Source organism: Laedolimicola intestinihominis, from assembly GCF_040096155.1.
Taxonomy (GTDB): Bacteria; Bacillota; Clostridia; order Lachnospirales; family Lachnospiraceae; genus Laedolimicola; species Laedolimicola intestinihominis.
This window is the reverse complement of the sequence record NZ_JBBMFE010000016.1, coordinates 36,954-61,027: the sequence shown is the minus strand read 5'-3', so window position 1 is coordinate 61,027 and position 24,074 is coordinate 36,954. Positions and strand designations below refer to the sequence as shown.

The 24,074-nt window shown below is 51.5% G+C and carries 24 protein-coding genes and 1 riboswitch; of the genes, 4 read left to right on the top strand and 20 right to left on the bottom strand.

Going from position 1 to position 24,074, the window contains the following annotated elements; genetic code table 11:
• The first annotated feature begins 136 nt into the window (after positions 1 to 136).
• The gene (locus WMO29_RS14365) at positions 137 to 541 is read left to right on the top strand and encodes an amino acid-binding protein (protein WP_178039501.1); all 405 of its coding nucleotides are present in this window, start codon (positions 137 to 139) and stop codon (positions 539 to 541) included.
• A 65-nt stretch (positions 542 to 606) separates the two neighbouring features.
• Here the strand turns inward: WMO29_RS14365 and WMO29_RS14360 are convergent, their stop codons facing one another.
• The 6 genes from WMO29_RS14360 to WMO29_RS14335 all read right to left on the bottom strand — a co-directional run bounded on the left by WMO29_RS14360 (position 607) and on the right by WMO29_RS14335 (position 6,888).
• On the bottom strand, positions 607 to 2,235 hold the full coding sequence (locus WMO29_RS14360) for a peptidoglycan DD-metalloendopeptidase family protein (RefSeq protein ID WP_349165253.1): 1,629 nt from the start codon (positions 2,233 to 2,235) through the stop codon (positions 607 to 609).
• 73 nt (positions 2,236 to 2,308) lie between these two features.
• Entirely contained in the window at positions 2,309 to 2,818 is a 510-nt protein-coding gene (locus WMO29_RS14355) for a shikimate kinase (RefSeq protein WP_178038147.1), read from the bottom strand.
• The gene (locus WMO29_RS14350) at positions 2,815 to 3,456 is read right to left on the bottom strand and encodes a flavin reductase family protein (RefSeq protein ID WP_349165252.1); all 642 of its coding nucleotides are present in this window, start codon (positions 3,454 to 3,456) and stop codon (positions 2,815 to 2,817) included. Before WMO29_RS14350 ends, WMO29_RS14355 begins: the two co-directional genes overlap by 4 nt.
• A 10-nt stretch (positions 3,457 to 3,466) precedes the next feature.
• Positions 3,467 to 5,131, bottom strand: a complete 1,665-nt coding sequence (locus WMO29_RS14345) for a putative manganese-dependent inorganic diphosphatase (protein ID WP_349165251.1) — start codon at positions 5,129 to 5,131, stop codon at positions 3,467 to 3,469.
• Between the two features lie 544 nt (positions 5,132 to 5,675).
• Positions 5,676 to 6,227, bottom strand: a complete 552-nt coding sequence (lepB, locus tag WMO29_RS14340) for a signal peptidase I (RefSeq protein ID WP_349165250.1) — start codon at positions 6,225 to 6,227, stop codon at positions 5,676 to 5,678.
• Positions 6,228 to 6,237: 10 nt separating this feature from the next.
• The gene (locus WMO29_RS14335; RefSeq protein WP_349165249.1) at positions 6,238 to 6,888 is read right to left on the bottom strand and encodes a hypothetical protein; all 651 of its coding nucleotides are present in this window, start codon (positions 6,886 to 6,888) and stop codon (positions 6,238 to 6,240) included.
• 351 nt (positions 6,889 to 7,239) lie between these two features.
• On the opposite strand from WMO29_RS14335, the gene WMO29_RS14330 reads away from it, so the two are divergent.
• Positions 7,240 to 7,776 carry an ECF transporter S component gene (locus WMO29_RS14330; protein WP_349165248.1) on the top strand — a complete coding sequence of 179 codons (537 nt, stop codon included), beginning with the start codon at positions 7,240 to 7,242 and terminating at the stop codon, positions 7,774 to 7,776.
• A 20-nt stretch (positions 7,777 to 7,796) separates the two neighbouring features.
• On the top strand, positions 7,797 to 8,927 hold the full coding sequence (locus WMO29_RS14325) for a pyridoxal-phosphate-dependent aminotransferase family protein (RefSeq protein WP_349165247.1): 1,131 nt from the start codon (positions 7,797 to 7,799) through the stop codon (positions 8,925 to 8,927).
• Between the two features lie 152 nt (positions 8,928 to 9,079).
• On the opposite strand, the gene WMO29_RS14320 is transcribed toward WMO29_RS14325, so the two are convergent.
• From WMO29_RS14320 to murA, 13 genes are all read right to left on the bottom strand, one after another.
• Positions 9,080 to 10,894, bottom strand: a complete 1,815-nt coding sequence (locus tag WMO29_RS14320; RefSeq protein ID WP_349165246.1) for a hypothetical protein — start codon at positions 10,892 to 10,894, stop codon at positions 9,080 to 9,082.
• 16 nt (positions 10,895 to 10,910) lie between these two features.
• Positions 10,911 to 13,229, bottom strand: a complete 2,319-nt coding sequence (locus WMO29_RS14315; protein ID WP_349165245.1) for an ABC transporter permease — start codon at positions 13,227 to 13,229, stop codon at positions 10,911 to 10,913.
• Positions 13,230 to 13,239: 10 nt separating this feature from the next.
• Positions 13,240 to 13,938: an ABC transporter ATP-binding protein gene (locus WMO29_RS14310; protein WP_349165244.1), complete on the bottom strand. Its 699-nt coding sequence runs from the start codon at positions 13,936 to 13,938 to the stop codon at positions 13,240 to 13,242.
• 173 nt (positions 13,939 to 14,111) lie between these two features.
• Positions 14,112 to 14,297: a DUF951 family protein gene (locus WMO29_RS14305; protein ID WP_178039439.1), complete on the bottom strand. Its 186-nt coding sequence runs from the start codon at positions 14,295 to 14,297 to the stop codon at positions 14,112 to 14,114.
• Positions 14,287 to 15,009 carry an NAD-dependent protein deacylase gene (locus tag WMO29_RS14300; RefSeq protein ID WP_349165243.1) on the bottom strand — a complete coding sequence of 241 codons (723 nt, stop codon included), beginning with the start codon at positions 15,007 to 15,009 and terminating at the stop codon, positions 14,287 to 14,289. Before WMO29_RS14300 ends, WMO29_RS14305 begins: the two co-directional genes overlap by 11 nt.
• A 34-nt stretch (positions 15,010 to 15,043) precedes the next feature.
• The gene (srtB, locus tag WMO29_RS14295; protein ID WP_349165242.1) at positions 15,044 to 15,859 is read right to left on the bottom strand and encodes a class B sortase; all 816 of its coding nucleotides are present in this window, start codon (positions 15,857 to 15,859) and stop codon (positions 15,044 to 15,046) included.
• Between the two features lie 38 nt (positions 15,860 to 15,897).
• Positions 15,898 to 16,488 carry a 4'-phosphopantetheinyl transferase superfamily protein gene (locus WMO29_RS14290; RefSeq protein WP_178039436.1) on the bottom strand — a complete coding sequence of 197 codons (591 nt, stop codon included), beginning with the start codon at positions 16,486 to 16,488 and terminating at the stop codon, positions 15,898 to 15,900.
• 10 nt (positions 16,489 to 16,498) lie between these two features.
• Complete coding sequence (locus WMO29_RS14285) at positions 16,499 to 16,912, bottom strand: C-GCAxxG-C-C family (seleno)protein (RefSeq protein ID WP_178039435.1); 414 nt, start codon at positions 16,910 to 16,912, stop codon at positions 16,499 to 16,501.
• Positions 16,913 to 16,929: 17 nt separating this feature from the next.
• The gene (locus WMO29_RS14280) at positions 16,930 to 17,127 is read right to left on the bottom strand and encodes a hypothetical protein (RefSeq protein WP_349165241.1); all 198 of its coding nucleotides are present in this window, start codon (positions 17,125 to 17,127) and stop codon (positions 16,930 to 16,932) included.
• A gap of 124 nt (positions 17,128 to 17,251) precedes the next feature.
• The gene (locus tag WMO29_RS14275) at positions 17,252 to 18,976 is read right to left on the bottom strand and encodes a carbon starvation CstA family protein (RefSeq protein ID WP_349165240.1); all 1,725 of its coding nucleotides are present in this window, start codon (positions 18,974 to 18,976) and stop codon (positions 17,252 to 17,254) included.
• Between the two features lie 2 nt (positions 18,977 to 18,978).
• The gene (locus tag WMO29_RS14270) at positions 18,979 to 19,503 is read right to left on the bottom strand and encodes a DUF8052 family protein (protein ID WP_349165239.1); all 525 of its coding nucleotides are present in this window, start codon (positions 19,501 to 19,503) and stop codon (positions 18,979 to 18,981) included.
• Between the two features lie 257 nt (positions 19,504 to 19,760).
• Entirely contained in the window at positions 19,761 to 20,948 is a 1,188-nt protein-coding gene (gene metK, locus WMO29_RS14265; protein WP_178039431.1) for a methionine adenosyltransferase, read from the bottom strand.
• A gap of 96 nt (positions 20,949 to 21,044) precedes the next feature.
• A riboswitch (SAM riboswitch) is annotated at positions 21,045 to 21,146 on the bottom strand.
• A gap of 62 nt (positions 21,147 to 21,208) precedes the next feature.
• Positions 21,209 to 22,501 (bottom strand): UDP-N-acetylglucosamine 1-carboxyvinyltransferase, encoded by a 1,293-nt coding sequence (gene murA, locus WMO29_RS14260; RefSeq protein WP_349165238.1) that lies wholly within the window; start codon positions 22,499 to 22,501, stop codon positions 21,209 to 21,211.
• A gap of 258 nt (positions 22,502 to 22,759) precedes the next feature.
• On the opposite strand from murA, the gene WMO29_RS14255 reads away from it, so the two are divergent.
• A complete protein-coding gene (locus WMO29_RS14255; protein WP_349165237.1) occupies positions 22,760 to 23,569 on the top strand; it encodes an HAD family hydrolase in 810 nt (269 codons plus the stop codon).
• 69 nt (positions 23,570 to 23,638) lie between these two features.
• On the opposite strand, the gene WMO29_RS14250 is transcribed toward WMO29_RS14255, so the two are convergent.
• A complete protein-coding gene (locus tag WMO29_RS14250; protein ID WP_349165236.1) occupies positions 23,639 to 24,043 on the bottom strand; it encodes a hypothetical protein in 405 nt (134 codons plus the stop codon).
• Between the last annotated feature and the right edge of the window lie 31 nt (positions 24,044 to 24,074).

Below are 24,074 nucleotides of genomic sequence, written 5' to 3'. Positions count from 1 at the left end.
AATCTATTTTTAAATACCATTGTAAAATGCGGCCGCCTGTGTTATGATAGGGATAGTTTCGCACTGCGAAGTTCTAAAGCCATGGGATATATTCCCTGATTTTATATTTTTGAAATGAAAGAGGAGGAGTTACATTATGTTACAGCAGTTATCCATCTACGCTGAAAATAAGAAAGGCACCATGCAGAACATCACCGAGGTGCTGGCCGATGAGAATATCAATATCTGGGGCTCCTGCACCAACGACGGCGCAGAGTACGGCATCAATCGTATGGTTGTTTCTGACCCGCAGAGAGCCATGGAGGCCCTGGAAGCAGTCGGCTACCTGTGCAAGCTTACTTCCGTCATCGGCGTCGAAGTCGAGGACGAGGTCGGCAACCTGAACAAGCTCTTAAAGGCCCTGGCCGAGAGCAACATCAACATCAACTACATCTACCTGTCCTTCAACCGCGCCTCCGGCAAGCCGGTCCTGGTATTCCAGACCGCGGACACGGCAGAGGTTGAGGTTTGTCTGAAGAATAAGGGATTTTCGGTGGTATAAATCCAAAACGGCCGCCGCACTGAAAAAGCATTCAGTGCGGCGGCCTGATTTTTCACGAAAATCTTTTAATTCAGATACGGCAGCGGATTCACCTGACTGCCATTGATAATAATCTCAAAGTGTACATGGGGTCCCGTGCTTCGTCCTGTGTTGCCGGAAAGCGCAATCTTCTGGCCCTGGGTTACCTTCTGGCCTGAGGATACCAGGATCTTGCTCAGGTGGCCGTAGCGGGTCTGCTTGCCGTCCGGATGACGGATGGTAATACAGTTGCCGTAACCGCTGAACCAGCCGGCCTGGACGACGGTACCGCCGCAGGAGGCCATAACCGCTGTGCCGATGGGGCACGCCCAGTCCACGCCCTTGTGCATCCGGCCCCACCGTTTCTTGAAGCCGGAGGTGAAGCGTCCGCCGGAAATCGGTTTGATATAGGTGGGCGGCGTCTGGGTACCGCGCTCCACGATCTTCGGAACCGGATCCTGCAGAACAGTCTCGGAAATCACATCCCGATTCTCTTCCACGCCGTTTTTCTTCGTAATCAGCGCCGTTACCTCATGATAACCGGGCTGCTCCTCCTGGCGCACCTCACTCTTGGTGGTATACCATTCGTCATTATCAATATACTGAACGTCTGCGTAATATTCTTCCTGATAGGTGGCTTCCTCCACGGTCTCCACGGAAAGCTCCGGCTCCGGCACGGTGATGATGACCTCGTCACCTTCATGGAGTACCGTATTCTCGCTCATGCCCTCGTTCAGTGCCAGCACCTCCGCCACGCGGAGTCCATTGCTGTTCGCTATCACAGACAGAGTATCTCCCGCCTTCACCTCGTATACTTCATTCTTTGCCGTATCCTTGGTCACCAGATCAATGGCCTCACTTGCCGGTGTAATCTCATCTGCTGATACATAAGCCTCGGCAATCTCCACTTTTTCCGCGAAATCCACGGAACGCAGACCGTCGCCTTCTGCCTGCATCTCCCCATTGTCTGCAGCATTCTCTTCCGCCACATCTTCCTCTGTGACAGTCTTCGTAATGACACTCTCCACGGCCTGGCTCACATCATATTCACCGATACCCGCACAGGCGTCGCCGATTCCGGCGATACCGCCCAGCTTCGCCACCTCCGCGGCAGTCTCCTCTGCCGTGTTCTGCTTTGATACTTCTACTGTGTATACATTCAGCTCCCGGGCCGCATCCGATACGATGTTGATCTGAAACTCATTGTCCGTATCATACCGGTCTTTGGTGGCATACAGCACGTCCATCACGTCCTGATAGCTTCCCAGCGTCACCGTGAACTCGTTAATCTTCATCAGGTAAGCCTTTTTCTTGGCCTTCGCCACAATCTGGGTCAGCTCATTGTAAAAGGCGTCGGTCAGCGTATCGCTGTCCATGGTGGAACCGAAGATCTTCGGCACCTTGTCAAGCTCGTACTCCACATCCGCCAGCACCAGGCCGTCAGTCTCTCTGGAAATACGGGCTCTGGCCTGCAAGTAAGCATTTTCCACCACGGACGGGTTCTTGACGGATCCGACGGTCTTGCCCGCCAGCGTAACCTCGTAGTAGCTGTCACCGCTTCCGAAGCCGCTTCCGATGAGCGGCACGCCCAGCAGCATACAGCCGCAGGTAATCATCACGGATTCCGCGAATACAAGCTGTGATTTTTTATTCCAAAATAACTTTTTTTTCTTCATTGGGTTTTTTAACTTCTTTAATCTCAAGTACACCCCGGAGCAGCTCCGAGGTGTAATAATTTCGTAACATTTTCTATTTTACCAACATTTCCAATGCTTGTAAAGTCTTTTCTAAGGTTTCTTCCACGTTAAGACCGTCCTCCTCGATGGTCACATCGGCGTATTTCTCATACAGACCCTCCCGCTCCACATAAAGATCATGCAGGGTCTGTCCGTCCCGCAGCACCACGCCGCGGCCCTTCACATCGTGAAGTCTGGATTTCACTGCTTTATAAGAAAGACGCAGGTATACAATCACACTGATTTCACCCAGATGCTTCATGGCTTCCTCGCCATACACTACGCTGCCGCCGGTGGCGATGACTGCATTTCCCGGATTCAGTCCCGCATTGACCCGGTTCTCCACGGCCAGAAAACCGTCCGGGCCGTCCCGTTTGATAATGTCCTTCAGAAGCATTCCTTCCTCTTTCTGAATCACCAGATCCGCGTCAATAAAATCCTTTCCCATCATTTTCGCCAGAATGACACCAATGGTGCTTTTTCCGGCTCCCGGCATTCCAATCAGTACGACGTTTTTCTTCATTTTCTGCCCTTTCCTTTGCTGCTTTTGCTGTCTTTCTTGGTTTTCTTCTTTGCGGTTTTCATTGGCTTCTTCTTCCTCACGCTGTATCCGAAGGTGCCAAGCTCCTCGCCCAACGCAAAATAGGTTCCGTGGGAATAAGCCACCAATCCGGTACTGTTCAGCTCGAAACGGCCATTTTCATTTATATAGGCTTCGTCTACCGTCACGCCCAACACTTCTGCCAGGAACATATGATGCGTTCCAAGCTCCTTTACTTCCGTTACGCGGCATTCGATATTGACCGGACTCTCCTCGATGGTGGGCGCGTACTTAAGATGCTCCGCCTTGCCCGGCGTCAGATGCATTTCCGCGAACTTGTCCACATCCCGGCCTGAACGCACGCCGCAGTAATCGGTGGCCTTCACAAGCTTTTTCGTGGTCAGGTTGATGACGAACTCGCCGGTTTCCCGGATAATATCGTAGGAATACCGGTTCGGTCTTACGGAGATGGATACCATAGCGGGGTCGGAACAAATCGTCCCGGCCCACGCCACCGTAATAATATTTGGTTTTTCACCTTCCCTTCCACAGCTTACCATAACTGCCGGGAGGGGATAGAGCATATTACCTGCTCTCCAGTGTTGTTTTTTCTTTTCCATATCTTGTAAATTATCTCATTTCTTCCATCTGCTGAATCATACCCGCCAGGGACGGAATCAACTGCTTCTTACGGGATACCAGTCCCTTCAGCTCGTAGCTGTCGCCATCATCCGGCAGCTGGAAGGCTTCCTTCACCAGTGTGTCGGAGTTGGGACCGTAGCACAGAAGCTCGGTGGACTCCTTGATGATATTGGTAAGCATGAAGAAAATCATGTTCAGGCCGCTTTCCCGGTGCGCCACAGGCAGATAGGGAATCAGCTTCTCGCGGATCTCCTCCAGCTCCACCGCATTCATGGAATTGATCTGACCCACGCCGAATTCCACATTTCCCACATCGAAGCGCTTGAAATCCTGGTAGAAAATCTCTTCCGCGGTACGGGAACCCAGGTTGCTGCCTGCAGAGAACATATCGATAGCCAGATCTTCGATATCAACGCCCGCAATCTGCGCCAAATGCTCCGCAGCCGATTTGTCAATGGCCGTACAGGTGGGAGAACGGAACATCAATGTATCGGAAATGATAGCTGAGCATAAGAGACCCGCGATCTTCTTCGGAATCTCCACGCCACGCTCCTGGTACATCTGATACATGATCGTCGCGGTGCAGCCCAGCGGCTGGTTCCGGAAAAATACCGGAGACATGGTCTCCAGCGTGCCCAGACGATGGTGGTCGATGATCTCCAAAATCTCTGCATGATCAATTCCGTCCACGGCCTGGGATTCCTCATTATGATCCACCATGATAACCTGCTTGCGCTTCAGATTCAACAGGTTCCGTCTGGAAATCATGCCGATATAATTATCGTCCTTGTCCACAATTGGGAAGTCGCGGTAGCGCTTCTGGCCCATGATTTCCTTGATGTCGTCGGTCTTCTCATTGACATTGAAAATGGTCAGGTTCTCGGATTTCATAAAATAACGGATGGGCATACTCTGGTTGATCAGACGCGCCGCCGTAAAGGTATCGTGAGGCGTACTGATCACTACGCAGTGGTGCTCCTGGGCCAGCTTCTTGATGGTCATGGAGACCTTTGCACCCTCGCAGACGATGATACAGCCCGCGCGCATTTCGATGGCGCACAGCTGGGACTCGTAGCGGTTACCTAGGATAACCAGGTCGCCCTCCTCTATGTAGTCCTCCATCAGATCTGGGTTCGCCGCCGCGATGAGTACCTTGCCCTTGTTGTAATAATCCTCGGCGGAGCCCACCAGAATGGTGCCCTCCAGGGTGTCGATGATATTGCTGTACTGGGTGTTGGCCTGAGCCAGGATCTTGCTGTCCAGCACATCCATGTAGGATGTGGCGATATCGCCGATGGTAATCAGACCTTCAATCTTCTGTTCCTTGGTAATCGGCAGCGTCACGGCTCCGATACGGCGCATCAGGTTCCATGCCTGCTTCAGGGACAGATTGCTCTGTACGCCTTCCGTCTTTCGGATCTCGATATCCTTTACCTGTGTCATCACGTCAGCCACATAGACCGGTGCTTCCGCCTGGAAGAAGTTCAGCACGTACTGCGTCTCCTGGTTCAGCTGTCCGGCACGCGCCGCAATGTATCCGCCGCCCTCCAGCGTATTCTTCAGATACGCATAAGCCAGCGCAGAACAGATAGAATCCGTATCCGGATTTTTGTGACCGATAATATACACCGGTCTCGTCATATCTTTTTCCATTTTAAACCCCTTTTATATACATACTTTCAGTTGCCCTTATTTTACCATTGCCACCACCCTGTATACAAGTGGTATTCCTGTATTTTTTACTGTGCACTCCGTCCACAGTAAAACGCTTCGCGATGCAGCGTTCTTCCCTCGTTTATCCGTCTCAGGCGGACACTGCTCCGCATTGTGCGGACTGCACGACTTCATATTTTTATTTCCTATCATTTCTCTACGTTTTGCTGAAACGTTTTTCCGATACCCTTTGGACTTTTTGTCTATTTTGTCCTGTTTTTTCTTTTCTTTTTTTAGTATTTTGTGCGTTTTCACATTAAGTTCACAATTCGTTCATAATTTATTCATAATCCATTGCTATACTATAACCAAGTTAAGAGAACAGCTTCTTAACGGATGAAAATGCTTTCACTACACATATAGATAAATTTTTTCATAATAGCCTCGGCGTACCTGGTACGTCGGGGCACTCCTCATTTTATAGGAAAATATCTAAGTCTTAAAAAGACCTGAAGCTGGCACTTCAGGTCTTTTACGTCTGCCTTTATCTCGTCATTCCCATATACACAAACACCCGTCCGGTGATGTCGTCCGCCGTCACGGATCCGAAGCTTCTGGAATCCTTGGAATTTTCCCGGTTGTCACCCAGCACGAAATAGCCGGCTGCGGGAACCGTATAGGGATAGGCAATGCTCTCCGACATGGCCTCGGTTTTGCCGACAGCCGTAACCGTCGTGTCCTTCTCTCCGTTGACGATAAGACTGCCCTCTTCCGAGAGTTCTACCACGTCACCGGGCTCCGCCACCACGCGCTTGATGTATTCCACACCGTCTGCCCGGTGAATAATCACCAGGTCGTTTCTCTGATAAGTCTCATCCAACCGATAGAAAAGTACCATTTCCCCGTCTGTCAGACCCGGCTCCATGGAACTGCCACTAACGACTGCCAGGCCAATTACATAATGAAACGCTGCGTAGACCAGCGCCGCCAGCAGGATACATTCTACAATAATGCGCCGGAACTCTTTCCGCCTGCATAACCTTTCTTTTCGTTCTTCCAGTACCTCGTCCACGGACTGAAGCTGTTCTTTTTTCATCTGTGTCAGTCTACTCCTGTTCCACCAGTTCTCCGATTCTCGTCTTCAGCAGAAGGAACCGCTCATTCAGGCGCTCCAGCTCCTCGCTGATCATGGTCAGCTCACGCTTCTGCTGATCGGCTTTTTCCTGCATCTGCGCCTGCATTTCCCGGCGGATCTCCACCCGGGCCGCGGCAATCTGCTCCTGCATCTTCTCGTAGGCTTCCTTCTGCTCCGCGTCGAATTTCTCTTTCAGGACCTGCTGCTCTTTTTCAGCCTGCTCTTTCAGCTCCGCACGCTCTTTTTCCATCTGTGCCTGCAGTTCGGCGCGTTCCGCCTCCTGCTTTTCCCGCTCCTCGGCCAGCTTCTGCTGCTCCTGGGCACGCTCTGCGGCCAGCCGTGCTTTCATGTCCTCAATCTCTTCCTGCTGCTGTCTGCGCATCTGCTTTAGCTGTCCCCGGTTCTGGTCCCGCATCTGCTGGGCCCGGCTCTGGTACATCTTATTTAACTGCTGCATTTTTTCATAGACATCTTCTTTTTGAAATCCAAATATTCCGCTCTTCAATTTCATATTCCTCACAAAATCTGTTATCTCCGGAAACTCTACCTCTACCGTATCCTGCACAATCTCAGGATACTCGAGAGGCTTGCCCTCTACGATTGCTTTGCTCTGTTCTTCCATACTGCCGCCCCCCCTTTGTAAGACATCTGAATCACGTTCATACGACCTCAGCAGCAAGCGCTTCAGCCTGTTATTTATCTTTTTTCATAATACCGTATAATCCGCGATTTTACAATACTTATTGTATTTTCCCACATTTTCTGTATGTTTTATCAAAAATTTATAACTGGACTGGTTGTTTTATCAAAAACTGGCTATTTTAAAACAGCCAGTCAGAGGTTATAGTAGCACCTAACAACAGCAGGAAAACAGAGTCGTGCACCTCTGTATGGATTCCACAGAAACTGCTGGGGAAATAAGAAGGAGGAAATTGGAACTGTCCGTTACAGAACAGTTGCAAGAAATTTATCTATGCAGATTACAGAAGCAGCCGCAGTAAAGAAGAGCGGCATTACCACAAAGGAACTTGTTATCGATGCAATGCTGATTGCGCTCACCTATATCTTTACCGCATTTGTAAACCTTCGCCTGCCCATCGCAGCCAACGGCGGCCTGATTCATCTGGGAAATGTACCTCTTTTCCTGGCCGCTATCATCTTCGGACGCCGTACCGGCACCCTGGCCGGAGCCTTCGGAATGGGTCTTTTTGACCTGCTGTCCGGCTGGTATCTCTGGGCTCCGTTCACCTTCGTGATTGTAGGCCTTATGGGCTTCACCGTAGGCGCTGTCACCGAGAAGCATCATGGCTACGGCTGGAACACGCTGGCTATCGCCGCTGCCTGCGTGATTAAAGTGGTTGGCTACTACATTGCCGAGGGCTTTATCTATGGCAACTGGGTCGCTCCGGTTACATCCATTCCGGGTAACCTGGTACAGATTGGCGTGGCCGCTATCATCGTGATTCCGATTGCGGAGCGTCTGAGAATTACCATTCAGAGAAGACTTTAATTTAAAAAGGAGAGTTTCCCATGTACGAAATTATGACACCCGGGCCTACACAGGTCCGGGAAAATGTGTTGGCAGCCAGAAGCCTGCCCTGTACCAATCCGGATCTGGATCCGGACTTTTATACGTTCTATAAGGAGACCTGCGAGCTCATCAGCTCCCTGCTTCGCACAAAGAACGAGGCGCTGATTCTGGGCGGTGAGGGCATCCTTGGCCTGGAAGCGGCCTGCGCCGGTCTCACCGAGCCGGGCGATCGGGTGCTGATCATCGACAATGGCGTCTTCGGCAAGGGCTTTGCCGACTTTGTAAAAATGTACGGCGGAAATCCGGTGCTGTATACGGTGGATTATCTGGAAGCGGTCGATGTGGATGCACTGGCAGATTTTCTGAAGAAGGATCATGCTTTTAAGTATGCTACAGTGGTTCACTGTGATACCCCCAGCGGCGTGCTCAATGATATTGCTCGGATTTGTCCGCTGCTGAAATCCTATGGCATTCTGACTGTCGTAGATTCTGTCTCCGCCATGTTTGGCGAAGAGGTTCGTGTAGATGATTTTCAGATTGATTTGCTCTGCGGCGGCTCTCAGAAGGTGGTTTCCGCCCCTCCGGGACTGACCTTTGTGACTGTCAGCCCTGCTGCATGGACAGCTATGAAGGAGCGGAAAACGCCGATAGCTTCCTTTTACGCGAATCTGATGACCTTTGACGGGTATTTTGAAAAGCAATGGTTTCCGTATACCATGCCCATCAGTGATATTCGGGGACTGCGGGCCGCTTTTGAGAATATTAAGGCAGACAGCACCATCCTGGAGCGGCATGCGAAGATTGCCCAAGCGGTGCGTACGGCGCTGACTGCTTGTGGATTGAAACTGCATACGCGCAATGGGTATTCGAATACGGTATCTGTGTTTGACGTGCCGAAGGAAACGACGGCGGCGGCGATTTTGACAGCGATTCGTGAGAAGTATAACATTATGCTGGCAGGATCCTTTGATGTGCTGGAAGGGCAGGTTATCCGGATTGGACATATGGGAGAAAATGCGCGGCCGGAGAAGCTGGAGGCTGTGATGAAGGCGCTGGATCAGGTACTGCCGGAGCTGGGAGTGCCGATGACTGGTTCTCTTACAGAAACTTATTTGAACGCTTTAAAATAGCGTTTGGTTAGGACGGACGCGGCTGCTGTTTTTGTATATAACTACTTTAGAACTTTTTATAATTAGCTTTCCTTAATTAAAAACATCCCTGTATTTAGTTTTTATGCATACAGGGGTGTTTTAGTTTACATAAGTAATTGTGTGGATTCTATTTACTTTTTGATTTCTTCGGTTTCTACGATGAAGCGGACACTTCCGGTCTTGCCCTCGGCAAGCCCGGCGAAGTTGTCGTAGCCATCGTCGGCCCCTTTCACTGCCCGCAGCCGGTTCATTACGTTACGGAAGTCAGAGCCGCCTAATTTGGTGAGTTCGGCGATGCCGTCGTCTTTGAAGTCGCGGACGCCGTCGCGCAGTTCTTTGACGCCGTCCAGGGCTTCCCCAAAGCCACGGTAGAGCTCGCCGCCTGCGGTGCAGAGGGTGGTGCTGCCTTCTACGACTTTGGTGGTGCCCTCGTAGAGGGCGCTGACGCCTGCAGTGTAGGCGGTCAGGCCGGTAGTCAGCTGCCTGCTGCCCTCGGCCAGGGCTGCTGCCGAGGCAGCAAGCTGGCTCCTGAGCTCTCCTGCGGAAGTTCCCGCTTCAGACAGTGTCTTCGCGTAGGCTGCCAGGTTCTGTGCGTCCTCTGCAGTCAGGCCTAAGGCCGCCAGGGCCTCTTGCTGCGCCTTGCCTTCTTCACTCTCAGGATCCGCTTCCGCTGCCGCTCCCAATGCCGATACCGTCTTCGCGAAGGCAGCCTGGCCTGCCGCCGCTGCTTCATTTCCAGCTGCTTCGCTTTCAGACGCACCGTTTTCGCCAGAATTGCCCGTCGTACCGCCTGCCGCGCCAAGCGCCGCGTTCAGCTGCTCCAGTCCGCTTTGCAATGCCGCCGCGCCGTCGTTCAGGGCTTTACTGTTCTCATTCAGCTTCCCGGCTCCGTCCTTCACCTGATTCATGGCGTCCCGCAGAGCCGTCACACCATCGGTAAATTCATCCAGATACTCGTTGAAATCTTTGAGGCCGTCATAGAGCTCCCCGACGCCCTCATCCATATCATCCACGCCGTCCTTCAGATCATCCATGCCGTCCGCAAAATCGTCGGCGTCCTTCAGGTCGTCCGTGTCCAAATCCTCCAGCAGTCCCGGTGTAATGACGGTAGCCGTAAACTCCAGCTCGAAATCTTTGGCGTCTGCGCTCACTTCCACATACTCTGGAATGTCGATGTCCTCGGTCACCTCATAGCCGGACAGCTGCAGACTGTCCGCCAGGCCCGGCATGGCGTAGCCGATGACCATGCTCTGGTCGTCCATGTTCATCAGTTTTCCATTGGTTACTTCGATGTTGGAGAAGGTATCGGAGGGCAGTACCAGAGCCGACATGACCAGGAACGGGGTCTGTACTTCATAGGCTTTTTTCTTTACGGTCACGGTCTCTGTAGCTGTATTTTCATAGTCGAAGCGAATTGTCACCCTGCCGCTTTTTCCGGCCAGCTTTTTCGGGCTTATCTGCTCGCCGTTCAGATAGTAGGTGACTTTTACCCTGACCGGAGGCTCTGCGTCGCTGGTTCCCTTATAGGAGATGTCCGCGCCGTGATTTTCCCAGATGAGGCTTCCGTCGGAGCCCTGCGTATATTCCTCGTCGCCCCTGGTGTTACGGATGTCCTTCAGGTTACTCTGATCCCGGATATCGGATCCATCGGACGGGTGCTTCAGGGTGGTTTCCACCGTGATTTCCTTGGTGTTTCCTTCCGCATCTGATTTTATGTAAACCGTTTCGGTTTTATCTTTTTCCAACGCGGATTCCTGATTTTCTGTCATTTCCCCGGAAGCTGTTCCGGAAGCACTGGACGCCGTCGTCCCCTTGGAAGCCGCATTTCCATCGTCCTTCGCGCTTTTATTTTTCATTCCGAAGCTGACTGCCGCTCCGGCTGCCACGACTACCAGCAGAAGCAGGAGCAGCATCAGCTTCTGCAGCAATAATTTCTTTCCGTTCATACTCTCACTCCTCCCGCTATTCTACATTCTTCAACGCCGCATCCATGGGCACATGCCGGATTTTCCGGTATTCCAGCAGGGCCACCATCAGATAGGTCGCAAAGCCCATTACAAACATTTTCACGTAAATCTCCGGTCCGATGTAGAAGGTAATCCAGCCGCTGATGCTCTGCAGCATCATCATGCGGAACAGCACCTCCATGATTTCGTATTCAATGGGCAGGCTGATAAGCAGAAACAGGATTACTACTATTGTGGTTGACATAATGTATAATCCACTGATTTCCCGATTGGAATAACCCAATATCTTCGCCATAGAGATGGACTGGGCATTCTTCTCAATGATGATTTTCGACAGCAGGTAGACCAGCACCATAAACATCAGAATCGCAAATCCATTGACCAGCCCCATCATGCTTCCCATGGACACGTTGAGCTGCCTGGAAATCTTCGTCAGCGCTTCCACATCGATCACCGAACCGATGTATTTCTCATCAATGTCTGTAATCTCCGTATCAGACAGATAACCGCTGAAATAATCATTTCCCAGGTCGAATAAGGTGTTCAGCTGCCTCTGGGACATGAAGATGGTCAGGCCGCCCTCGTAATGATAGACGCCGTCCACCCGGAAGGTATGGACGTCGGTGCCGTACTCCTCATACAGGGTAATCTCATCTCCGGGCTTCAGCAGATACTTCTCCGCATAAGCCGATGACACATACACGCCGCCATCCCGGAAATCAATGGGAATATACCGGCTGTCATCCTGCAGGCCGTAAAGCATCACACTCTCCTTCATGTAGGGCTCCTCCGGCGTATTTAAGGTGTAGGCGCTGAACTTCTCCGCGTCCTCATTTTCCGTCTCCACCTCATTCTGAAAGTACAGCATGGAAATCATACTCTCCAGCTTCTTATCTTCATTCATGGCGTCATAGGGCACCTGCAGGATATACTGGTAATTGCAGAGCAGGTTCTGCTCGATTTCCGCCTGGTAGTGGTCCAGCACCGCCGGAAGGGCCAGCCCGAACATCAGCAGCATATTGGCGAAAATGATTCCGATAAAGAGAATCAGGTAGTTCCCGGCATTCTGGAAAATGACCCGTAAGCGGAACCGGGTAAAAAACGGGATATGGGGGCTTAGCGGCATGGCGTGCTTCTGCTTCCGTCGGCTCAAATCACGCCGCAGGAATTTCAGCGGCGATAAACTCAGCTTTCGCCGAAGCACCAGATAGTTGACCACCATCATCAGAATCACCGGAACCACCGTGGTCTCCAGAAATGCCTCCGCATTCCAGACGGTTACGTAGGTGGGCAGGCTGTAGCTGCCGTAATACATTCCGGCGCAGACCTCTTTCAGGGAAGTATAGCCCAGAATATTACCGATCAGGGCGCTGGTCAGCGTCACGATGGTCGGCATGGTCATATAATGTCGAATCAGTTCGTTTTTCGTATAACCGGAGGCCCGCAGGGTACCGATGACATTGGCCTCCTTGGAAATGGTATTGCTGGTGGTGATTCCGAAAACGAAAGCCATTATCAATATGACGATATACAAAAGAATTACCATCATGGCCTTGTCTCCGCCCATATCGTCGCCGGTGAACTGAATCGCCTGGTTCTGATAGGTGGGAATGAAATTCTCCAGCTCGGCCTCATTTAAGATGCCCTGCATCAGATCCTCGGCGGCGTCCTGCTCAGGCTTGCCCTCCGCCGGCTTCACATCATACTTCCATGCATAATTCCAATACAGCTCATCTTTACTAAAATCCTCGAACATCTCCGGCGTCACGATGGCCACGCCGAATTTTACCGCGTCAAACATACTGTCGTTGTTATCCCGGAAGAGGCAGCTGTAATCGGGCAATGCCACCAGACCGGTGACGGTCCAGGAGCGGGCACCGCTTTCCAGGGTATCGCCGATGGTCAGGCTGTTGTTATCGGCGTACATGCGGTCGATGGCAATCTCGTCCGCCGATGTCGGCATTGCGCCCTGCATCAGGCAGACCAGATCCACCTGCTCCCGATTCGGATAGATACGCAGGGTACTGCCGTTGGTCAGGGCTTCCTCGGCGTAAAACAGGTCGTAGACCGTAACGCCCAGATCCCGGATGGACTTTAACTGGGCCTTGTTGACCTTCTCGCCCAGCCGGAAGTTACCATCCTCAATATTGTATCTTTCAAACCCCTCGTTATAGGCAATGAGCAAGCTGCCGTCCGCCACCAGAAAGCCCGATACCAGGCTGATGGTTCCGGCCAGCAGAAGGAAAATCACCAGATATTTTCCAAATTCACTTTTCAGCTCGCGCAGCAAGCGCTTCCGCAGCGGATTTTTCATACGTCTCCCCCTACCACTCCAGCTCCTCTGCCGGAATTCTGTGTTCGTTCCGGTAGTCCTTGCGGATCATGCCGTCGCGCAGCCGCACCACACGATCCGCCATATCCTTGATGGCGTCGTTGTGGGTGACCATGATGACGGTGTTGCCGTACTTCTGGTTGACGGTCTCGATGAGCTTCAGGATGTCCTTGGACGTCTGATAGTCCAGGGCTCCGGTGGGCTCGTCGCAGAGCAGGATGTCCGGGTTTTTCACAATGGCACGGCCAATGGCAGTACGCTGCTGCTGTCCGCCGGAAAGCTGGTTTGGCAGCTTCCCACGGTGATCGTAGAGGCCCAGGGTGTGGAGCAGCTCGTCCACGTCCAAGGGTTTGTCGCTTAAGTAAGCGCCCACCTCGATATTTTCCCGGACGGTCAGATTCGGGATCAGATTATACATCTGGAAAATGTAGCCCAAGTGCTTCCGGCGGTAAGCCGTCAACTTCTTCTCCTTCATGTCAGCCATCCGCTCACCCTCGATGCAGATGTCGCCCTCGTCAGCTGCGTCAATGCCGCCGATGATATTCAGGAGCGTAGATTTACCGGAACCGGATGGCCCCAGCAGCACACAGAATTCGCCCTGTTCCATGGACAGGTTGATCCCCTTTAAAACCTCAATGCGACTGTCGCCGGAGCCGAAGGATTTTTTTATATTGTTGATGGTAAGAAACATGACTCCCTCCCCCAATTGCTGTATTTTGCAAGTTAGTTAATGCAAACTAACTTTACAGGGAAATTATAGTATAATGAGAACGAGATTTCCATAGTTTTTTTACCCAATTTTTGTATTTTATCCGTAAAAATGCACCGGATCATGCTTTCTAACATAATCCGATGCATTCGTATCTACGCCTCCGGGCTCCGAAGCCCCCGTGTATTCTTCTCCACCAGCTTCCGCGCCACCATAATCTGATGTCCACAGCCCATGCATTTCAGGCGAAAATCCGCGCCGACCCTTAAGATCTCCCACTCAGAGCTTCCGCAGGGATGCGCCTTCTTTAATTTTACAATATCTCCTACTTTATATTCCACTTAAAACCTCTCCGATATTGCCCTGGATCAGCAAATCCGCGCCGGCATCCCGGGGCGTGGCGTCCCGATTGATGACAACCAGATGCTTTCCGGTAAAATAGTCAATGAGTCCTGCTGCCGGATACACCGCCAGGGACGTGCCGCCGATGATCAGCATATCCGCCTGGGAGATAGCCCGCACCGCGCCCCGAAGGGTCGCGTCGTCCAGCCCCTCCTCGTAAAGCACCACATCCGGCTTGATGATACCGCCGCACCCGCACCGGGGCACGCCCTCGGAATGCAGCATATACTCCATATCATAGAACTTCCCGCACTTCTGGCAGTAATTCCGATGCACCGAGCCGTGCAGCTCATAGACCCGCTTGCTTCCTGCCATCTGATGAAGCCCGTCGATGTTCTGAGTCACCACGGCGTTCAGCTTACCCGTAGCCTCCAACTCCGCCAGCTTCTTATGGGCCGCATTGGGCTTCGCATCCGGGCAGAGTAGCTTCTTCCGGTAAAACCGGTAGAATTCCTCCGGGTTCCGCACAAAAAAGCTGTGGCTGATGATGGTCTCCGGCGGATACTTCCACTCCTGATGATAGAGACCGTCCACGCTCCGGAAATCCGGAATGCCGCTCTCGGTGGACACGCCCGCGCCGCCGAAAAATACGATTGCGCTGCTTTCCTCCACATACTGTTTCAAAAGCTTTATCTTATCCTCTGTTCCCATAGCAATCCCTCCTGTTCGCTACGTTCACAACCTTTTAATATATCTTCTTCGCATGCACCAGGAACCGCTTCTCTCCGTGCTTCGTACAGGTGGACAGGGTAATGATGGAATCCTCCTTCGTCACCGTCACGCTGGTGTCATAGAGGGACCGTCCCTTGATGGTCTTCAGATACTCCTCGTAGGTCTCGTCCGGCGCGAAGCCGATGGTGTAGCTGTCGCTGTCCGCCTCTGCCTCGTATACGGAGAAAATCTGATAAGCATGGGTTCCGTCCGCCAGGTCGATGTAGACATTGGGATGGGTCACCAGATAGGATGCGGAGCTGTACTCCTTCAGTCCTGCGAACATGGAACCATTTTTCATATTATGCCCGTAAATAATCGTATGTAAATCGGAGAAATCCCCATTATTCAGCGTCTCTACAAAAATGCTGCCTGCACTGTTCAGCTTCTTGCTGAAGGTATGATTCAGATAATAGGAATCGTCGCCGGTATGCATCAGCGGATAGCTGATCTGGGTACCCGGAATCTGAATCCAGCCCACCGTATCGGAATTCTGCGCCTGCAGCTCGCTGATAGCTACACGCTGTACCTGCTCTTCGGTATCGCCCTCTGCCTCAGTTCCATCCTCATTTTCTCCATCCCCGGTATCCGCAGTTACCGGTTCTTCCACCGGTTCCTCCGACACATAGGTCTGCAGCTTATCGTACTCGTCTGTTCCCTTCTTATACTCAATGAAAATGCCGGACAACTGCCAAATGCTGACTCCCAATACCACCACGCAGATGACCAGCACAATCATCAGCGGGACAGACATTTTGTTCTTCTTCTTTTTTCTGTTCTCGACCGCCATAATAGCCTCCTCAATCACTGTTCCTGTTTTTCCTCATTTTACCAGACCCACATGGAAAGATCCAGTGGCAGCTTCTCTTCTCCGGCGCAGACCGCTATGCTGACCGGTTCCTTTTCCACCCGGTAATTTCTTATAAAATACGGTTCTTTTCGAAGCTCCTGCCGCACCCTTTCTTCCGTCGTGTCAAAGGCATAAAGCGGAATCCGCAGGCCTTCGCCAATGGCTTTCAGAAAACTTTCCTTCCGCACCCACAGATCACAGAAGGCTTCCACCGGTTCTTCCGCCTCCTCCGAAGCTGCCCCGCCACAGGCCCTGTCAAAGGCTTCCCGTTCCCGCAGATGCATTTTATCCACAATCCGCCGCCATTTCGGGTGTGCTTTCCACATTTCCGTATCGACACCCACCGGCTTATCCCCAAAGGCACAGGCTATGTAGGGGCCGCTGTGGGAAATGCTGATGTACAGATCCGAATAGCCTTCCAGATACGGCTTTCCCTTCTCATCCTTCTCTATCCGAACTTCAGCCGCCGGGATTCCATATTCATTTTCCAGGGCAGACACGAGTAATTCTCTGGCCGCTTCGGACGGATCCTGACCCTCTCCTGTCCGTGCCAGACGGATTTTTACCATTTACCAGCACCTATTTCTCTGCAAATAAAATCTGTTCCGCCAGTTCTGCCGCATCCGCAATACAGTCATTACAAGAGCGAAGCGGACAGCCTGTCTCCACACCTTTCAGCTCCTTACAGACCAGAGATCCATTCTTCTTCTGAAACGCCTCCACGAGCTGCTTCGAAATCTGATACGTTTTTCCCTTACTCACGGGCGCTTCCAGATCACCGCAGCTGTTCTTCAGTCCCGCCAGCATCACTGCGCCGGATACCGCGCCGCAGGTAGCCTGCATGCCGCCCATACCAAGCCCAAAGGCTTCCGTCGCCCGAAATACGCTCTGCTCATCCAGTCCCACCAGATCGCAGTAAGCGCAGGCCACAGATTGCGCGCAGTTATATCCTTTCCTATGGTTTTCCAGTGTCTTCTGTATTCTGCTTTCCATTTTACAAAATTTTCCTTTCACTTATTTTTCTGCTTATCCAGTAATTCCTGCAGCGCCTCATCGCTGTCAGAGATCCACGCGTCCTCTTCCTCGACGTTCAGTCCCAGATATTCCCTTAAGGTACAGGTCTCATCGCTGTTACCCCAGTCCTCAATGTATTTGTCGATGGCTTCAAAGGGAAGCTCCCCCGCCAGGTATTTTTCCTTGAACTTCATAAGTCCCTCCCGTTCGCATATTCTGTGCTTAGTATACTACACTTTTCTGCTTTCTACAAAGCCTTTTGCATACAAAAACGGAGCAACGTCAAAGCGCTGCTCCGTTTGGATACATTTTTAAAGCTTATGCTGCCTTCTTCGGATTTCTCAGAGTCTGAACACCTTCAATAACCAGGACGATAGCCAGGACAATCAGAAGGATACCAAAGATAGTCTGCGCCCAGGGACCCCAGTCTGCGCCGCCTGCCGCAATCATACCGATCTGGTTCTTTACCGTCAGACACAGAGAGCAGATGGTTACGACAATCATGAAGGCCATCGGAATCAGGAACATCTTATTGTTCTTGCCTACGTTGCCAAGCCAGGTAGCTACGGCCAGAAGACCGATGCCGGCCAGAAGCTGGTTAGCGGCTCCGAACAGACCCCAGATCTTTGCGTAGCCTGTCATACCGAGCAGGATACCCAGAACTACGGTCAGGATGGTGGCGAAGTAGGGATTTACCATAACCTTCTTCCAGCCTTCCTTTACATCCTTTGCGGTCTCGCCCGGCTCAAGCCAGAACTCCTGGAACATGAAACGTGCCAGACGGGTCGCTGTATCCAGAGAGGTCAGACAGAACGCGGAATAGGTCAGCACCAGAAGGGAATTCAGGATGCTGTAGCTTCCCGGGATGACGTCGTCGATCATGTGGGCAATACCACCGCCGAAGATCGCTGTAGCTCCGGTCAGAGCCGCGTCCGGATGAGCTGCGTTCCACTTATAAGCATAGCCGATGGCGCACAGAGTCAGGACTGCAAGTACGCACTCCAGAAGCATGCCGCCGTAAGCGATGGGCTTTGCGTCCTTTTCTCTGTCCAGCTGCTTGGATGTGGTTCCGGAGGATACCAGGGAATGGAAACCGGAAATCGCGCCGCAGGCAACCGTAGTAAACAGAACCGGGAACATATACTGCACACCATTTCCGTTGTCTACAGCGAAGCTGGTCACTGCCGGGAAGGTGCTGTCAAAGGTCGGGTGCGCCACAACGACACCGAAGAACGCCACTGCCAGCATCGCGTAAAGCAGGAAGGAGCTCAGGTAGTCACGGGGCTGCAGGAGAATCCATACCGGCGTTACAGAAGCGATGGCGATATAGATGCCTACAATCCACATCCATGTCTTGGTGGACAGGTAAACCGGATGGAAATTCATACCCACTGCCATGATCAGAACGATAGCCAGTACGCCGACTACGGAAGCGATGCCCATGGGCATATTCCGGCGGTATACACAGAAGCCAAATACAATCGCAATGACGATGAACAGCATGGAGATCATGGCTACGGTAGCCGGAGTCTCGGACGCCGCCAGATTCAGAGCGCCGCTCTCATCGTATACAGCGCCGAAGGTAGAAGCTACGATCGAAGCAAAAGCTGCCACCACCAGGATCAGGGTCAGGTAAGAGAAGATGATGAACAGCTGCTTTGCGCGCTTGCTCATGTTCGAGGAAATAATCTCACCGATGGACTGTCCTTTATTGCGGACAGAAGCAAACAGAGCGCCGAAATCATGGACACCGCCGAAGAAAATACCGCCAACCAGAACCCAGAGGGTTACGGGCAGCCATCCGAACATTGCCGCGCCGATGGGTCCGGTAATCGGGCCTGCGCCTGCGATGGAGGAAAAATGATGGCCCATCAGAACCGGAGCTTTTGCCGGAACGTAGTCTACGCCGTCCTCCATGGTATGAGCCGGTGTCTCAGTTTTGCTGTCACCTACGCCCCACTGCTTGCACAGCCATCCACCGTAGCAGATATAGCCTACAATCAGAATTGCAACGCAGATGAGAAGAAGTACCAGTGAATTCATTGTTACATACTCCCTTTCTTTTTCTTTGCATATAAAATTTTTTTCAAAATTTTCGCTGTATGACGGCCTCCCCCGTTGGCATCAATCTGTCCCGTGGAAACCTGGACTACCGCAGTGTGGTGGTCCATCCAGCCGTGCAGTGAAAAATGAAAACTTTTGTAAATGCGGCATTTCTTCAATGCCTTCCGCGCATCCTCATCACAGGTATCACAGATGAAAACCGGCGTAATATAGGAAGCCATATGGCCCGGTCCCGGCTTGACGCGCTGCATCCCGTCCTCCTGGATGTAATCTCTCCATTTCTCGTAGAGCTCCAGGGTCAGATGCGGGATATCCACGATATAGAGAAATTCCTCATTGTCCGCGGACCAGAGCTCGGCCTTTTTTGACAGCACATATTTCTCAGAATGTTCAAAGAAATCACAGCGGGCCGCAATCGGAGTCTCATCCTCCTGCATGTGGATATCGTAATAGGTTCTATAGCTTTTCAGCAGCCGTTCAATGGCCGCCCCTCTTGTATACTCCATGTATATAGCACTTTCTATATAAATCTAAAAAATTGATAAACTTTCTTAAAAACTTTTTATAGTATAATACTTCTTAGGTATTGTTGCAATACCTTGCGGATGAAAATCTACGATTTTTTACAAAAAGTTGTATGTTTCACCATATTTCGGCGCAAGCACGGACTTTATACTCGTCGCTCGTGCAAAAAAAGAAAGCCGCGGCAGATAACGCACTCTGCTACGGCTTTCTTAGTATTTAACTGTTACCTTGAAGGGCTTTACAGATACTTCTTCAGCTCTTCTGCCTTGTCTGTCTTCTCCCAGGGCAGATCAAGGTCTGTACGGCCAAAGTGACCATAAGCTGCTGTCTGCTTGTAAATCGGTCTGCGCAGATCCAGCATACGGATGATGCCTGCCGGACGCAGGTCGAAATTCTCACGGATAAGCTCTACCAGCTTGGTATCGGACAGCTTGCCGGTTCCAAAGGTATCCACGTTGATAGAAGTCGGTCTTGCCACACCGATAGCGTAGGACAGCTGAATCTCACACTTGTCAGCCAGGCCTGCAGCCACGATATTCTTTGCCACGTAACGTGCTGCGTACGCTGCGGAACGGTCTACCTTGGTGCAGTCCTTGCCGGAGAAGGCTCCACCGCCGTGACGCGCCATTCCGCCGTAGGTGTCCACGATAATCTTACGACCGGTCAGTCCGCTGTCGCCGTGGGGTCCGCCGATAACAAAACGTCCTGTCGGGTTAATATAAAACTTGGTATTCTCATCTACCATCTCTGCCGGAAGGATCGGATCCAGAACGTATTTCTTGACATCCTCGTGAATCTGCTCCTGTGTCACATCCTCGCTGTGCTGGGTGGAGATAACCACAGCGTCCAGACGTGCCGGCTTACCGTTCTCATCGTACTCTACAGTCACCTGGGACTTTCCGTCCGGACGAAGGTAGGTCAGGGTGCCGTCCTTACGAACCCTGGTGAGCTGCCTGGTCAGCTTATGCGCCAGGGAAATCGGATAGGGCATCAGCTCCGGAGTTTCGTTGACTGCGTAGCCGAACATCATACCCTGATCGCCGGCGCCGATGGCTTCGATCTCGTCCTCGCTCATCAGGTGCTCCTTTGCTTCCAGCGCCTTGTTTACGCCCATGGCGATGTCGGCGGACTGCTCGTCAATGGCTGTAATAACCGCGCAGTTGTCGGCGTCAAAGCCGTATTTTCCACGGTCATAGCCGATCTCGCGCACGGTATCGCGAACGATTTTCTGAATATCTACATAGCCCTTGGTGGTAATCTCGCCCATAACGAGTACCAGGCCGGTAGTGGTAGCGGTTTCGCAGGCTACGCGGCTCATGGGATCCTGCTCCAGCAGGGCGTCAAGAATGGCGTCGGAAATCTGGTCACAGATTTTGTCCGGATGGCCTTCGGTTACGGATTCTGAGGTAAATAATAATTTTTCCATGGTCTCTTCCTTTCTTCTTTTTGACTTGTGTATGGAAACAAAAGTTAAGGCCCGCTTCATATCAAGCGGACCTGTTTATATCACGATAACCAAATCCTCTTATTGTTCGATTCAACTCGCTCAGGTTGGCACCTTCCGCTGACGCGGGGTTGCCGTGACTTCACAGATCCTTTGTATCTCCATCACTCTGAATAAGAGAAAATTTACAATATTCAATTTGCTTATCACGTGCTATACATTACACTACTCCGGGTGTTTTGTCAACCCACTCTGAGGCGAAATTTCTGAAGCGCGCGCTCATCTTCCACTTTCTCAATCTCAGCGCCCAGAGAACGGAGCTTTTCATCAAATCTCTCATAGCCGCGCTCAATGAAATGGATGTCGTCTACGATGGTGATACCGTCCGCTGCCAGACCCGCGATAACCAATGCCGCTCCCGCACGGAGATCCGGACTGGATACCTGCGCACCGGTGTAGCGCTCCACGCCCTCGATAATGGCGGTGTTACTCTCCACCTTGATATTCGCGCCCATACGCGCCAGCTCATCCACATATTTGAAACGATTCTCGAAAATGCTCTCGGTCACAATACTGCTGCCCTTGGCCAGCGCCAGGGTTGCGGTAATCTGAGGCTGCATATCCGTCGGGAATCCCGGGTAAGGCAGTGTCTTGACATTGGTGCTGCGAAGTCCCTTGGAGCATACCACGCGGACTGCGTCGTCCAGCTCCTCAATCTCACAGCCAATTTCCAGAAGCTTGGAAGTGGTGGCCTCCAGATGCTTCGGGATCACATTCTTGACCGTCACATCACCTCGGGTCGCCGCCGCCGCAAACATGAAGGTTCCTGCTTCAATCTGATCCGGGATAATCGAATACTCCGTGCTGTGAAGCTTCTCAACACCCTTAATTCGAATCACATCCGTACCTGCGCCCTTGATGTTGGCACCCATGCTGTTCAGGAAGTTCGCCACGTCTACCACATGGGGCTCCTTAGCCGCATTTTCCAGAACGGTATTGCCCTCCGCCATAGATGCTGCCATCATGATATTGATAGTCGCTCCTACAGAAACCACATCCAGATAGATATGGCTGCCGTGCAGATGCTCTGCCTCGGCCATGATGGATCCGTACTCAATCTTCACGTCAGCGCCCATAGCCCGGAAGCCCTTCAGATGCTGATCGATAGGTCTGCTGCCGATATTGCAGCCGCCCGGAAGGGGAACCTCAGCCTTCTTATACTTACCAAGCAAAGCGCCCAGCAGATAATAAGAAGCCCGAATCTTTTTAATATATTCATAGTCAACACTGTAATCCCCGATGCGGGATCCGTTGATTTTTACCGTATGACGATCGAGGCGGTCTACCTGTGCGCCGATCTGCTGCATAGCTTTCAGGAGTACATTGATATCCCGTACATCCGGAAGATTCTCTATCAAAACTGTCTCATCTGTCATAATTGCTGCCGCAAGAATTGCAAGGGCCGCGTTCTTCGCGCCGCCGATCTCTACCTCGCCGACAAGGGGGTTGCCACCTTTAATCACATACTGATCCATAATAACTCCCGTTTCTCTGCTTTCTGTTCTCTGAATTTATTATCTATGTTTTATATCATTTCCAAAAATGTCTATTTTAGTCTTAGTTTAGTATACCACAAACTTTCTATTTGTAAATACCGTATATTTCACGAAAAATGCCCATTTTCAGGAGAAAACTCTGCATTACTTACACGATTTTGTTTTTCGCTTCTTCCCTTATTTTCGCAAATACGCTATAATATTCTTTGTATTGCTATGGATTTTGAGGAGATTACTATGAAGCCTGTATTTTTTATTGATTATGATAACACAATCTTCAGTCATCAGACCGCTTCCATTCCGGAAAGCGCTGTTGCCGCTCTGAAAATGCTTCAAGAAAAGGGCTGCCCTGTGGCAATTGCCAGTGGACGCTCCCTGCGGACTTCCCAGCTGCCGGAGGAGTTACGGGAACACTTTACACCAGACTGTTTTGTCAGCTCCAACGGTGCGATTGTGGAGATCGAAGGAAAGCTGGTCTGGGAAAAATATTTCGATCCGGAGCTTCAGAAACGGATTCTGGATTATGTGCTGGAAAAGCAGTACTGCCTGACCTGCGGCTACAACAATATCTGGTACACCTCCAATATCGACCGCTTTATGAAAAATATTTCTCCGGCACGGAAAGCCATGGCTCCCCGGCACGGGAAGGATTTTCTGGAGCTGTATGAGAAAAGGGTTCCTTCCTTCTTCCTTGCGGACTCCAGAGAAGCTATCGACGACCTGCAGGCGCATTTTCCGGAAGTAAAGCTACTCTACATGGGCGACAATCTGGGCGGAGCCGATATCATTCCCCGGGAAAACGGCAAAGTAATTGGTGCCAAACGGGTGCTTGACCATTATCACACGGATCTTTCAAATGCGGTGGCCATCGGCGACAGCATGAACGACATCGAGCTTATCCGGGCCGCCGGCTTCGGCATCGCTATGGGAAATGCCATGACAACGGTGCAGGCTATTGCAGATTATGTAACCGCCGATATTGATCAGGATGGACTGGCTCAGGCTATTAACCGGGCACTTACACATTTTGCTGACCAATTTGCCTGAACTGTCTTTTCAAAAAAAGAAAAGGATTCGTACTTTGCCTGAATAACACAAAGCACGAATCCTCTTTTTTTAATAAATTCCGCCGCACCGCCGATCCCGTCTGCGGCATCTCCGGCTGTACATCTCATTCAACAGCATCACCGTCACGAAATCCTCCAGCCAGTTCCGCCCGTTGACCTCCTGCATCATCAAATCATCCTGATACGCGCTCTTATCCAACCGCTCGTAAATGCTGCGGCTTACGCGCCGGATCATCAGCTGATCCGGATATTCGTCAAACATGAAGCTGCCCTCGTACTCCTGCATATCGCAGGCCTTCTCTACCAACGGCTGAATACGTCTTGCAAGCATTGGATACAGCTCCCGAAAGCGTCTCTGATCGCGCGTTTTTTCATCTTCCCACGGCAGAAAAGGGTAAAACGGATATGCCTGATACATTCCGAAACCGGATTGCAGTTCGTCGTCATATTTCATAGGGATATCCTTTTTGTAGTAGTATATGCGC